Source organism: Paenarthrobacter sp. NPDC090522, from assembly GCF_044769225.1.
GTDB lineage: Bacteria > Actinomycetota > Actinomycetes > Actinomycetales > Micrococcaceae > Arthrobacter.
Genome location: NZ_JBIVXL010000026.1, coordinates 1 through 12,544, shown reverse-complemented (window position 1 = coordinate 12,544; position 12,544 = coordinate 1). Strand labels below are relative to the sequence as shown.

The window sequence follows — 12,544 nt, the reverse complement described above, 5'->3', positions numbered from 1 at the left end:
TTTTGTCCGACTCTCGGGTTACCAGCGGTGAAGAGGCGGCCCTAGTCATCGTTCGGTAGGTACCAGCCGTGTGTACGACGCCTGGGTTCGCGTGGTTCTGGGTTCTCGCGAGCATAGGCCTCGTTTGCCCGCCGCGCATACTCATTGTCGTAGCGGATTAACTCGTCGTAGAGGCGTTGCGACTCACGGTCGGGTTTCCTGTGGGAGACGTAGCGCAGACGCAGCGCCTCACGCTGCTCTTCCAGTTCCTCGTCGGATAGTGCACGGAGAAAACCTAGTGCGCCTGCAATGCGGTCAAGAAAGCCCATGAACAAATGCTGTCACAGGCAGCGGATGACTGTCGCATGATTGCCCGGTCGCTAACTGGTGAAGTAGTGCAGGAGGCGGGGTACCAGGCAGCCCGGTGGCGGACGCGGAGGCTATCAATCAGCAGAGGGCGCCCTTGATCGTGCATTCCGTACCGGAAACAAGCGTGTACTGGTCGGGCGCTCCGTAAGCGGCCCTGAGCTGTTCAACCAAGGATTCGTCTACAGGAATCGCCATGTTAAGCCCAGATGCAGCCCGGAATGTTATTGAGCCACCTGCCGGAATCTGCTTAGCAGTGACACCGACCTGGAATACCCGACCGCAGGCCCCGCGAGGCAACCCGTGGCCGTTGTTAGAGTCCCCGCCAAGTGTCTTGCAAGCGAGGCCGGCGCTCCATGCGGTCTGGAACCCCAATTCTGCCGGAACCGGAGCGTTGCGTCCGGGCGTCAAGTTATAAATCGTCCCAGTGGTTGAATGCATGAAGGAAATCAGCGCCTTCCCGGGCAGCGCATTCTTGATGTCCGATGTGAACTGGTAGTTGACCGGGCCGTCGAGAACGAACCTGTATTTGTAGCCACTGCGATCCGTCCACTCTCCTTCTGCGAGGACAGTCTTTGCGGTCGACGTTGTTGTCGTTGGAGTAGGGGACGGTGGTGCACCAAGTGGCGCATATTCAGCGCCGCACTTGGCGGCAATAAAGGCATTGACCCTTGTTATGGAGCCGGAATTCAAGAGTGCGTTCCCGACTGCCTCGACCTTCTTGCCGCTCACACCTGCCGATTCAGCGTTCGACCAGGCATCCCGAGCGGCTTCAGCGTCGGTCTTGATTTCGGGTGGCGCGACCGCTGCTATATCCGTCCACATAAGCTTCAAGTCCCCGACGGCAGAGAGGGTATTCACAATGTCTGCCAAGTCGCTGCCTGTGCGTTGATTCATGGTCTGCAGGTAACGGTCCCTGTGCTTCCCAACGGTTCCACAGAAATCGCTTGCCGCAGTCGCAGTGGCAGATGGCGCCGACGCGGGTGCTCCACAAGCAACCAGCCCCGCTGTCAGGCTGACTGCGATGGTGATTCCGACCAGTGACCGACGAAACATGGTGCCCCCATCCTTACGCACCAAGCAGGTGCGTTCTTGCTCCGAATCGTAAGGCAGCGATGTGTCGAGTTCCCAGAAAAATTGCCATTTAGCGGGAGTATGTCGATTCGACAACTTGGCGGAATGGGGCCACGCCCTATGTAGTCGTCGGCCCCTTAGGTGGCGTCTTCCGAATGAGATAGCGAAGGCCGAGAGCGATAAGCGCGATGATGCCACCCACAATCGCGGCAACGACAACAAGGACGATAAGCCAAATCAACCAGTCCATCGGGAGCTCCCAACTACGGCGAAAGCCACCCCACGCGGACAAAAGGGGCAGCTTTATTACAAGGCCAAGATTAGGCCGGAGAACCCCAATCCGGAACGGTGCCAGCCGCGCAACTTTCCCGCGCTCGCAGGCGGCTTAGGCGGCCTGTGGCGGGGCGTAAGGGCGAAGTCTCCAGGCGGTGCGCTCGGAGCTGCGGATCAAGTCAAAGGTGACCAGTTCTCCCCGCCTGCCAAGCCTGGCCTGGACCCGCCACACTTCAACGTCGATCCGCGGCGGATTGTGGCGGGGGTAGCGCTTGAACTCCCACCACCAGTTGATCCGCTCAAACCAGCGCACCGGATCAGCGGCCACATGCCACGTCCGCCCCTGGCACTCAAAACGCACCGGAACGCCCGCCGCTGTCTCCACTAGAACCTGTTGCACCCCCACAGGCTACGCCCCGGCACTGACAGTAAGATGAGCCCAAAATCAGCATGGGGAGGAACACAATTGGATATCGCTTTTTGCGTCGAAGACGGGCAGCCGGTGTATGCCACGAAACTCGGGGCCGAGGCGCAAAATCACCCGAAGGAGTGGCTGGATAAGCGCCGCCCCACCTTCATCTGTTGCGGGTGCGAGCAGAAAGCCACCTTTGTTGACGCGAAGAAGCGCAATGCCCACTTTAGGATCGCCACGGGCTGGGAACATGACGAAGGTTGCGACTATGACACCAACCCTGGTCGGCGTAATAACGGCCCCGGCAATCCCCTGCCAAACCGAGCCCCTGCCCAGGGCAATAAGGAAGTCCGCTACAGCAAGCCCGGTCCCCTCCACCAGACACCAAACGGCCCCGGCGGTGGCGGTACACGCCGAAACGGCGGAAACGCCGCTGGCGGACCTCTGCACGACGTGACCAACCTCCGTGCCCTACTCAGGAACCTCCGCAACCGCCCCGACTACCCGCCGCAAGACCTGTATCTTGACGTGCCAGCCAGGGGAACGGGGGCAGGCGCTGCCGTCCGGGCAACTGACTACTTCTACAAGATCGCAGAAGTAAACCAGCAGACCCCTCATCAGGGCGGCACTCGCGCATTCTGGGGAGTCATTACCAACGTCACCGACAACGGGAACGGAGGCTATCTGTGGCTCAACTGCGATGCCAGAGGGCACTTATTGACCACGAGAGTTGAGCCCGCCCTGAAAGACGAGCTATTCCAGCTCCTCGGTATCGAACGCTGGTGGGACTTGTACGACGCGCACATGATCGTTGAGGGCGTTATGGGTGGCTCCCAAAAGATCAGAATCGACGTTACGAACCTCCAACAACTCGCCTTCCTCCCGGAACGAAAGGCGACGTAGTCTGACCGCATGAGCGACGACGTGCCAGCTTCACTACGCCTACCTGTGGAGCTGGCACTAGCCAAGGCCATCAACACCGTACCGGCGGCAAACGCGCTGCCCGGCGGCTGCCTTTACGAACCCAAATGGGACGGCTACCGCGCCAGCCTCTCCATAGGCTCCGGGAACGTCTCATTATGGAGCCGCCAAGGCAAAGACCTAGACGAAAGGGTGGCGGCTATCGGGTCGTCCGCTCTCTGGGCGTTCTAGGCTGGGGGTATGGGCCTAAGAAGTCTTTTCCGTCGCACCCCCGAAGCGCCGCCAGCTCCAGCGAAAACAGCCCCCACGGTTGCGCCAGCTCCAATACCGGATGAGCCCCTATCCCCGGAAGTTGCCGAGGATCTAAAGGCCGCGTGGGAAGAACTCGAGGCCGTAACCAGAGAATCAGGCGTGACGAGTTTTCGGGCGTGTTCGCGCCCTGGTCAATCGTGGGATAAAGACCCGGCTGCCGTTAGAGCGATCGCGGCCACGATTAGAGGCGTGATCGCAAAGGAACGCAAGGGCTCAGTACCGAACTGACACGTCGAAATCGCTGACTGGCCTGCCCGTGAGTACGGCGGCGGATTCGGACACGGCGGCAGGAATTTCGCTGACGTTCTTGGCCTGAACAGCGAGTAACGGGAACTCGATCACGCCAACAGTCAGGCATCCGTCCGCTGCTTCTTTGATATGCGCCGTGAGCTGCATGAATCCCCCATAACCCTTCTAATTGCTGCCTTCGAGCCTACTGAACGGGGAGTGCCGGCCCTTTGCTGTGGGCGGGCCGCTGACGGGATTGGGGGAACCGGCAGCGGCCCGCCCGGACAGCGTACCAGCGGTACCCGACGCCTTGCCGGTCAAACTCTGCGAAACAGATATATCCCCATGGTGTGGCCCGCTACCTGGCCAATGGTTCCAGTGAATAGGCCGGGCAGGCTGGAAGAGTCCGTTTGAAGGTAGACGTAGCCCACATGCTCCAGGTGCCAGCCGACAGCCTCAACTTGTCCGAGCAGGCCCCCAAGGGGAGGCCCCGGGAAGACTTTGCTGTTGCTGATTTTGTTTACCGGAAGCTCTAGTTGGAATAGGCCGTCTCCGTTCCGATAAGCAGCATCGGCCCTGCCCACAGGGCTAGCCGCATATTCTGCTGCTTCTTTGGCTGCTTTTTCTGCCTGTTTCTGCTCGTCTGTTTTGCCCCAAGCCATGAGGTGCCGCCTAACTCGATGCCGTGACGATGCAAGGATTATCCGCCTCCCAAAGGGGCAAGAAAACACCCTCCAAAAAATGGGTTACATACGTAACCTATTTGTGTTACGCTAGATACATAACAACGGACGAGGGGGGGTGAAGATGGCACAAGACAAGCGGCTCAAATGGCTGTTGGAAGAACTGGAAGCACAAGGCTTCCGGCTCAAACCAATCAAGTCAGGCTGGATGGCGTTACCACCGGATAGAAGCAAACCGGGAGTGACAATCCACAAGACTCCAAGCGACGTAAGAGCATGGGAAAACATGCAGGCACAGTTGCGAAAGTCGGGATTCATCCACAAAGCCAAATGAGGCCCCCGCCCCGCACCCAGCGTGCGGGGCAAAGGGCTTCAATTGAACCGCTAAGCCGCTTCACCCCCCGGCACAACAGAACAGAAAGACAATGGCGAAAGGACCAACCATGACTGACCAGACATGGTTTATCGACTTGGATTTAAAGCTGGAGGCACCCGTCAGTGACTCCCAGCTCGACGATCTCATTGACGCCGTGACTCCCTTGCACGGCGCTATCTCCGCAGGAGACGAACCCAAACTTGGGCTGGCACTCTCAGTCGAAGCAATCGACGCCTGGCACGCTTCCAACCTGGCCCGCAACTTCGTGGAACTCGACCTTGGACCCATCATGCCCAAGGCCGAACTGTCCTCAATTCGGATCCTCGACTACGGAACCAGGACGGCAGAAAACGAGGAACCCACGTTCCCGCCCATGATGGCTATCCCGGACATTGGCGACCTGCTGGGAGTCACCCGCCAGCAGGCCCACCGGCTGACCAAGCGCGAAGACTTCCCGACGCCCGCCCTGGAACCCCGGACGGGACCGCTTTGGATTCGCGCCGCCGTCGAATCGTGGAAAGAACACACGAAACGCCAGGCAGGCCGCCCCTCTAAAACAACCACCGAAGGAATCCGTACTGAGAACGCGGACACCACGGCAAGCCCCGAAGTCTGGGCAGTAATCACCAACGCAGACACCACCCACACCGTGAAGGTTGTCAAAGACCCGAGCAGTTCAACGAAGGTACTGAAAGACCCGAACAGCGGAACATGGAAAGCAAAGGCTAAGACCCGCACAATCCGCGGGTAACACGAAACTAGCCCCTCAGCTAGCTACACACCTTTCTGTTCGTCCGTTGTTGCCAAGGGCCGGCCTACTGCACATAGGAAGCCGGCCCTTCTGCTTGCCCATCTTCCAATGGCGCTCGCGTGCTGACTCCGCGTTGAGTCATGAGGCGAATAGGCGCCATTAGCTGGGATACATTTGGCTCGACTTTGTTGTGTGTTTCTAGATGGGGTGTGGTGTGGCGTCGAAGCTTTCTCTGGCGGAGATTAGGGCCAATACGGGCAGGTTCGCCAAGCGGTGGAGCGACGCGAGCCGAGAGAACGCCGACACGCAAATGTTTTGGGCCGAGTTCTTCGCGGCCTTCGGTATCGATGCCCGACGTTTCGTAGTCTTCGAACACCACGCCAGCCGCTTCACGACAGGCAGGTCAGGGCGCATTGACGTGTTCTGGCCTGGTGAACTGTTGGTGGAACAGAAGTCACGCGGCGCAGACCTCCGCAAGGCGGCTGACCAGGCATACGACTACCTGGATTCACTGGACGACAAAGACCTACCCAGGCTGATCGTCCTTTGTGACTTCAACAGATTCGTCGTTCATGACGTATCCGTAACCCCGAAGGTCACCCACGAATTCGATCTAAAGTCTCTACCGAACCGCATCGGCCTGTTCACATGGATGGCTGGCTATACGCGGGCACCGTCCGTCGTCGTTTCAGAGCAGGCAGCCAACGCCAAAGCCGTTAACAAAATGGCCCAGCTCTACGACGCACTGGCAGATGACAAACTCTCTGATCACCATGTCTCCGTCTTCTTGACCCGCATACTTTTCCTGCTGTTCGGAGAAGATACAGGCCTCTTGGAACGAGGGTTGTTCCGACAGATCATTTCCGACAAGACCGCCCCTGACGGGTCCGACCTGGGGGCCTGGATTCAACACATATTCCAAACCCTCGACACTGCCCAGAATGACCGATCTGCACGCACGGACGAGATGCTTCTGCGGCTGCCCTATGTCAACGGCTCGATCTTTACCGAGGTCATCCCCACAGCACACTTCGACCAAACCACCCGTGAAGCTCTCCTGTCAGCCTGCGATTTCGAGTGGGGCCTGATATCCCCCGCCGTGTTCGGGTCGATGTTCCAGTCCGTGAAGTCAAAGGAAGCTCGACGGGCGCTAGGTGAGCACTACACCACCGAACGCGACATTCTGCGTGCCATCGGACCGCTTTTCCTGGATCAGCTCCAATCAGAATTCAAAGCTGCCCAGTTCAGCGTCAAAAACCTCAACGCCCTCTGGAACAAGATCGCCTCATACAAGTTCCTCGATCCAGCCTGTGGGTGCGGAAACTTCCTCGTGGTCACCTACCGCGAATTGCGAACCCTGGAACTGAGAATTATCGAGCAGCTGCAGCAGCTCCAAGCTGGAGGCGGCCAGACTGTCTTGCTCGGGGAAGAAATGGGCCTCAAAGTCAGCCTGGCGCAGATGCACGGCATCGAACTGGAGGAATGGCCGGCCAGGATCGCTGAGGTTGCGCTGTTCATTGCCGACCACCAGGCCAACCGGCACATGATGGAAACGGTAGGAACCGCTCCAGACCGCCTGCCACTGACGACTTCGGCAAAGATTGTCAGGGACAACGCCCTGGGATTCGACTGGAACCTAGTCTTGCCAGCAGGGGACGACGTGGTTGTAGTCGGCAATCCACCATTCATCGGCATCAGCCTCCGCACAGATCAGCAAACCACTGAGCTGAAAGCCGTCTGGGGCAAGAACCTGTATCACGGCAGCCTCGATTACGTCAGCGGCTGGTACATCAAGGCAGCCAACTACATGGGCACGCACAAGGGGCGAATCGCATTCGTCTCAACTTCCTCTATCTGCCAAGGCGAGCAGGTGGCTCCCCTGTGGGGGCCCATCCTGGGCCGCGGATTCGAGATTGACTTTGCCCACCGCACATTCGCATGGACTTCCGAAGCAAGCGGCAAAGCCTCCGTCCACGTCGTCATTGTCGCCTTCTCTCACGGCGGCGTCCTTGGCAGGAAAGTTCTATTCGACTACCCGAGCATCAAGGGCGAACCACAACCCAGGGAGGTATCAAATATCGCCCCCTACCTGGTTGAAGGGCCGTCCCTGGTGGTGCCGCCCCAATCCAAACCCCTAAGCCGATTCCTGGGGGAAGTCCGATACGGCAGCAAACCCACAGACGGCGGCGGCTTCTTCATCAGCCCGGACGAGTACGCGGAGTTTATGAGCGACCCGGCGGCAGCGAAATACGTTCGCCCCTTCGTAGGCACAAAGGAACTGCTCCACGACATTCCCCGATGGTGCCTCTGGATGGTTGACCTAGATCCTGCTGACCTCAAAAACTCAGCACTCCTACGCGAACGGCTAGACCAGATCAAAGCCTTCCGGCTCGCAAGTGATGCGGCATCAACACGCGAATACGCCTCAATGGCCGGGACTGCCCGCCTGTTCCGTCAAATCGCCCAGCCCGAAACAAACTATCTCTGTATCCCGATCCACGTCCTGGAACGACGGCTGTTCTTCACTGCCAAGCGCCTCGGCCCGGAAACCATCGCGGGCAACGCCAACTTCGTCGCGGACGACCCCGACGGCTTCATGTTCGCCATCATTTCCTCCACGGCCTATGTCATCTGGCAGAAGACAATCGGCGGACGCATCAAGAGTGACCTGCGGTTCAACAAACAAGGCGTGTGGAACACACTGCCACTGCCCGCCGTCACCCCCGAGATGCGAAAAGAAATCGCGGCCGCCGGGCAAGCAGTACAGGCCGCCCGCGAAAACCATCCGGGCCTCTCACTGGCCCAGATGTACGACCCCGACGCCATGCCCCTGGACCTGATCCGCGCACACGCAGCACTGGACAAGACCGTGGACCACGCTTTCTTCGGACGTAAATCGGTGCCAAACGATGAACGCCGGATCACCCTGATGTTTGAGCTGTACGAAACACTGGCCAAGGCCCAAAACAAGGCCGCCTAGTCATGACCCCATCCGATAAGGCACAACTGACATTTGAGGACGCCAGAAAGGCCGTCAGAGCGCTGCGAGAACCCCTGTGGAACGCCCCAGGCACGTACATGGTGGCGGACTACGGTTGGGAGGACGAAACCAGCTATCTAGTCGTGGAAGGTGCGCGTGAATATCTGGAGGACAACAACGATAAGTTCGTGATCATGGACGCCCCGGCCATCTTCGTGGACAAAGCGACAGGACTAGTTCTTGAAGCCGATTTCCTCATGGTGATGGACCGCGTGCATGCCATGACGCCCGTCCCCGGACACGAATACCCGGCTGACTAAGCCGCCGGCCACCGCCAAACTCGGCGCGCGCCTGAACGTCATGCGCTCGCAGATATGGCGAGTTGCATTCGTGGAAAACGGCCTTAGTGCGCGCCTTCCCACATGCGCCTTCTGGGGTGGGACTGACTGGGGGTATGAATCGACAAATCACTGATGCCCTGAACGCGCTTACGACTGCCGCGACCGTCTTCCCCGGGTTGCCCCTGAGCCAGCAGCTACTAGCGGCTGGCTCCTTGTGGTGCCTGCTGCAAGTTAGGTGTGGCGAATCGACTAGTAGTTGTCCGTGCGTATGACGATCAGCTTTCGATCTCCACCAACAAGGGCAAAGAGCTTTTCGCGGGCTTCCTCGTAGGTGGCACCCTCGGCGCTGATGTGGTCGTGTGCGTCTTCTGCTGTGGTTACGGTGCCGGTAAGTATCACGGGACGATTTTAGGTGCTCGTATGGGGTCGTAGAGCGGTCGGAGAAGAGAGGTAAGGCCGCCCCCACCAGCACTGCACTGATCCAGCACAACACTTACAGGGGGCGACCTTGTTTCGAGCCTACACGCTTGCCCGTGCCGTCGTTGCGTGTGCGGCCTGGAAGTGCGGCTAGCTTTGTTCTCATGGACGCACCACTTTCCCTGGCCTGCACGGCCCTCACTGTTATTCATGCCCGATGGACGGCAAGCCCAGGGAAGCAGCGGAAGACTGTGAGAAGTATTGGGCACGTTGTTTGGGACCAGGACGGGAACACTTGCCGGATATATATGCCCTACAGGCTTGAAGCAGAACAGGCCCCCTTGGTCGTAGAGTCCCTCAGCGAATATGTAGGAGAGCCGCTTACCTACACTTCTGCGGAGACGCTGGCTTTGGTAAAGACGCGTCCTGAAACCCTGGACCTGGTTCCTCCAGGATTTGTTGCCATCGAGGTCAGCAAGTGGAACACCGGCATCGGCTGGTTCGAGCCAAACCGCATCCTGACCTCCGATGAAGTCGAAAACGCTTGGCAGCAGATTGTTGACCTGATCGGTACCGATAAAGCCCGGTGGCACACATACAGCCCCGATCTGCCGGGGTTCGGTTAGATCAATCAACTGGCTAGCCGAAGGGCAGCCGCCGCTTCTTCGTTCCTCGTTACTTCGGCCAAGACGACAACCGATGTAGCCGCGATTTCAAGGCGCTTCGACAGGGCGGATTTGCGTGCTACAACGAGCACCGGAACTGAGGCCGCTAGACGGCTCACATGATCAGCGAAACCGCCATCACCGGAAGCGCAATAGACCCTTGCGAAGCGTCCGGGTAGGTTTTCGTGTTCCATGACGTCTTGCAGGGCAAGGTCGGCACCATCGGGTCCAAATTTTGGAATGATTCTGGCCGGGACGCCGGACGCCTTCACAGAGAAGGCATTATGTATGTTCGTGACGCCAAATATTACTATATCGAACCGGCCCAAATTGACGGTCTGAGAGTAGTAGTCAAACCACTGTTCAATTTCGTGGGGGCTGCACCTTGGAGAGCCTATTTGATTCTCAATGTCCACGAGGTGTGCAGCGCGATTCATAAAAATCTTCTTCTTGCTCATAACAAACAAATCCGATCTTTGCGGTGTGTAAAAGTGCTCTTATTGGTGGACCGTCGGGTGCGGTCTATGCTCGACGATTTGAGGGGGCTAGAGGAACGAGTTAGTGCGGACCGGGGCAATGCAGATGCCATCCAGGGGATAGGAAAGCGGCCCTACTTGTGCGCACAAGTAGGGCCGCTTTCACCATAGGGAAACCCCTATAAGACAGTAATTAAATATTCAGTACAAAGTAGAGTCTTGGTTGGGTGTGTGATTGAGTCATTCAATAAGTCACTGTTTCTCAAGTGGATGTAAGAATATTAGATTTCGCGCCTAGAATTGTCAAGCGCAATTCTATGTAAGCCATGGGAGCGAAACGCTCGCCTTTCAAAATCCGGTCCCGTGGGGCGCGGGTGACAGCTAATCGGCTTGTGTCGGAATTCCGACAGTTACTTTTCCGTGGGCCAGTAAAACTTGGTGCGAGGAGCTGACGGAATTCCGTCAGTTCCAGGGGGTCGGGAGCCCGACCCCTGCTGCCCCCCGCGCTCCCCTCGGGCATGCCGCATCGTCGGCGGCCCAGGGGGCGCTGACCTGTAGTGCCCCCTGCTCCGGGCTCGCTTCGTACCCTTGCCTAGTCGAGGTATACGCCGGGGAACACGGGTGGTTCTTGATGCTCGCCTGTCGGGTTCATGGTGTGGGGCCGGCTTTCATTGCCAGCAAGCTGGGCGCGGGAACCAGGAAGGCCCCAGGGAGAGCAATCTCCCTGGGGCCTCCGTCTAAGGGTTTGCTACTGAGCCGCGTAGTCAATAAGCCGGGCGTCAGCCTTGAATGCCCCGATCCTTTTTGGTGCTGAACTGCCGTCTAGGGGCACTGAGAAAAGGTAGGCTTCTTTTCCTCGGTAGGCGGTGAAGAAGACATTTTCTTTCTTGTCGTCCGCGACAGCGCTGGTGATGTTGAAGTCTGACTCCGGAGTGATGGCGGTAAAGCTGTCTGAGGGCGCTTTCCCATCCGCTTGCTTGACGTGGGCTTTAAGTATCCCGAGGAATGCGTGGCTGGTGGCAGTGCCATCGAAGACATAGTGCACGGCCAAGGACCGGTTGCTGTCCAACCATGAGAGCGCAGCGTCATCAGTTGTGACTGGAAGGATCTGGTCCGGTCCCCCCGCAGTTATGTCTTCAGCTTCCGATTGCGGCTCGCCTCCAACGCCGATCCACCAGTTGTCTCCGCGCATATCGTCCGGCGTTGAGGTCTTAGTTACCTTCATCGTGGTGAGGTCAACCCATTTGAAGTTGTTGGCCTTGATGTCTCTGAAGAAGAACGAACCGTCGGGATCAAACATGGCGTTGTTGTGTTGGGGAGCAGCAGAGAAATCCTCTCCGCCGTTCAGTATTGCTGTAACGTCAGTTCGCTTTCCTGTCGCTGCCTCTATGTAGCCGACACGATGGGAATTCGACGTTGCGTCTCTCCATGAGACCGCCATCCGTTTCAAGTCTGGGGAAAACGTCTGTCGGTAGCGGGGTCCGCTCATTTGCCCGGATGGAGTGCTTCCGATGCAGCCTGATGCGGTCTCCTCCCCACCCTTAAATACTGCCAGCGTCTCCACCGATGCGTCGGCAATATTCACACGCCCAACTGATGCTTGGGTCCGTGCACAGATGTACGCAATGGGTCCGGAACCGCCTGTTGCAACGGATGAGGCAGTGGAAGTAGGTGATGCTGTTTGGCTCAGTGCAGGAGTAGATGTGACGCCTTGCGAATCGCTTGAGGATGAGGGCGCAGGCGAGGAACATCCCGTCAATAACAACACAATGATCCCCGGAATAATTAGTGATCTTTTCATGGACAGCCCTTCCGTCGCTTACGCCTGATGCCAGAGTGTATCTAGGCATTTCAGACATTTGGTATCCGAGCTGACCTTGTGACTTGAACATTTCCGAAACTCATGATCTTCAATTGCCTGTCTTTATGCCCCTGCCCCTGCCCCGCGCCCCCGAACCCTGGGTGCTCGCCCCTTTCCTCCCCTGCGTTCTGTGTTTCTGTGTTTCTGTATTTCCCCCGCTAAGTCCGTGTCTTTGGTGGGGGGACGGGACGTTTTTGGTGGGTAGTGTGTGTGGTCTGGTGCCTTTGGCCTGAGTTGGTTGGGTGCCATGGTTGCTGCGGCGGCTGCCGGTGGGTGCCGGCCTTTTGTGTTTGGTGCCGCTGCTGCCTTCGGGCCGCCCCTCGCGCTCGCGCTCCTGCCTGCCTCCTGCCGTGCCGTCCGTGCCGTCCGTGCTGCTGCGCTCGCTTGCCCTGGTGCAGTTCGTTGTCGCTGGGCTTCCGCTGCTGCCAC

16 protein-coding genes are annotated in these 12,544 nt (G+C 58.3%); 8 read left to right on the top strand and 8 right to left on the bottom strand.

All coding sequences use genetic code 11. From position 1 onward, the window contains the following. Window positions 1–41: 41 nt before the first annotated feature. The 3 genes from ACIQT2_RS21835 to ACIQT2_RS21825 all read right to left on the bottom strand — a co-directional run bounded on the left by ACIQT2_RS21835 (window position 42) and on the right by ACIQT2_RS21825 (window position 2,092). On the bottom strand, window positions 42–308 hold the full coding sequence (locus tag ACIQT2_RS21835; protein WP_402950777.1) for a hypothetical protein: 267 nt from the start codon (window positions 306–308) through the stop codon (window positions 42–44). Between the two features lie 118 nt (window positions 309–426). Further along, complete coding sequence (locus ACIQT2_RS21830; RefSeq protein ID WP_402950774.1) at window positions 427–1,242, bottom strand: hypothetical protein; 816 nt, start codon at window positions 1,240–1,242, stop codon at window positions 427–429. Window positions 1,243–1,804: 562 nt separating this feature from the next. Beyond that, window positions 1,805–2,092, bottom strand: a complete 288-nt coding sequence (locus ACIQT2_RS21825) for a hypothetical protein (RefSeq protein ID WP_402950772.1) — start codon at window positions 2,090–2,092, stop codon at window positions 1,805–1,807. Window positions 2,093–2,158: 66 nt separating this feature from the next. Here ACIQT2_RS21825 and ACIQT2_RS21820 point away from each other — a divergent pair, with 66 nt between their 5' ends. Beyond that, window positions 2,159–3,007, top strand: coding sequence for a hypothetical protein (locus ACIQT2_RS21820; RefSeq protein WP_402950769.1), 849 nt, complete (start codon window positions 2,159–2,161; stop codon window positions 3,005–3,007). Window positions 3,008–3,016: 9 nt separating this feature from the next. Beyond that, window positions 3,017–3,256: a hypothetical protein gene (locus tag ACIQT2_RS21815; protein WP_402950766.1), complete on the top strand. Its 240-nt coding sequence runs from the start codon at window positions 3,017–3,019 to the stop codon at window positions 3,254–3,256. 294 nt (window positions 3,257–3,550) lie between these two features. On the opposite strand, the gene ACIQT2_RS21810 is transcribed toward ACIQT2_RS21815, so the two are convergent. Then, window positions 3,551–3,733, bottom strand: coding sequence for a hypothetical protein (locus tag ACIQT2_RS21810; RefSeq protein WP_402950763.1), 183 nt, complete (start codon window positions 3,731–3,733; stop codon window positions 3,551–3,553). Between the two features lie 149 nt (window positions 3,734–3,882). After that, window positions 3,883–4,227 carry a hypothetical protein gene (locus ACIQT2_RS21805; protein WP_402950760.1) on the bottom strand — a complete coding sequence of 115 codons (345 nt, stop codon included), beginning with the start codon at window positions 4,225–4,227 and terminating at the stop codon, window positions 3,883–3,885. 145 nt (window positions 4,228–4,372) lie between these two features. On the opposite strand from ACIQT2_RS21805, the gene ACIQT2_RS21800 reads away from it, so the two are divergent. The 4 genes from ACIQT2_RS21800 to ACIQT2_RS21785 all read left to right on the top strand — a co-directional run bounded on the left by ACIQT2_RS21800 (window position 4,373) and on the right by ACIQT2_RS21785 (window position 8,675). Then, a complete protein-coding gene (locus tag ACIQT2_RS21800) occupies window positions 4,373–4,582 on the top strand; it encodes a hypothetical protein (RefSeq protein WP_402950757.1) in 210 nt (69 codons plus the stop codon). 109 nt (window positions 4,583–4,691) lie between these two features. Then, window positions 4,692–5,375, top strand: coding sequence for a hypothetical protein (locus ACIQT2_RS21795; RefSeq protein WP_402950754.1), 684 nt, complete (start codon window positions 4,692–4,694; stop codon window positions 5,373–5,375). A 214-nt stretch (window positions 5,376–5,589) separates the two neighbouring features. Then, window positions 5,590–8,355, top strand: coding sequence for a class I SAM-dependent DNA methyltransferase (locus tag ACIQT2_RS21790; RefSeq protein WP_402950752.1), 2,766 nt, complete (start codon window positions 5,590–5,592; stop codon window positions 8,353–8,355). Window positions 8,356–8,357: 2 nt separating this feature from the next. Beyond that, window positions 8,358–8,675 carry a hypothetical protein gene (locus tag ACIQT2_RS21785; RefSeq protein WP_402950750.1) on the top strand — a complete coding sequence of 106 codons (318 nt, stop codon included), beginning with the start codon at window positions 8,358–8,360 and terminating at the stop codon, window positions 8,673–8,675. Window positions 8,676–8,945: 270 nt separating this feature from the next. On the opposite strand, the gene ACIQT2_RS21780 is transcribed toward ACIQT2_RS21785, so the two are convergent. Continuing rightward, a complete protein-coding gene (locus ACIQT2_RS21780; protein WP_402950747.1) occupies window positions 8,946–9,095 on the bottom strand; it encodes a hypothetical protein in 150 nt (49 codons plus the stop codon). Between the two features lie 326 nt (window positions 9,096–9,421). On the opposite strand from ACIQT2_RS21780, the gene ACIQT2_RS21775 reads away from it, so the two are divergent. Beyond that, a complete protein-coding gene (locus ACIQT2_RS21775; protein ID WP_402950744.1) occupies window positions 9,422–9,739 on the top strand; it encodes a hypothetical protein in 318 nt (105 codons plus the stop codon). Window positions 9,740–9,744: 5 nt separating this feature from the next. Here ACIQT2_RS21775 and ACIQT2_RS21770 read toward each other — a convergent pair whose 3' ends face one another. Further along, the gene (locus tag ACIQT2_RS21770; RefSeq protein ID WP_402950742.1) at window positions 9,745–10,236 is read right to left on the bottom strand and encodes a hypothetical protein; all 492 of its coding nucleotides are present in this window, start codon (window positions 10,234–10,236) and stop codon (window positions 9,745–9,747) included. A gap of 766 nt (window positions 10,237–11,002) precedes the next feature. Then, a complete protein-coding gene (locus ACIQT2_RS21765) occupies window positions 11,003–11,839 on the bottom strand; it encodes a hypothetical protein (protein WP_402950740.1) in 837 nt (278 codons plus the stop codon). A gap of 518 nt (window positions 11,840–12,357) precedes the next feature. Between ACIQT2_RS21765 and ACIQT2_RS21760 the strand changes: the two genes are divergently transcribed. Next, on the top strand, window positions 12,358–12,544 hold a 187-nt coding region (locus ACIQT2_RS21760), incomplete at its 3' end, for a hypothetical protein (protein ID WP_402950737.1).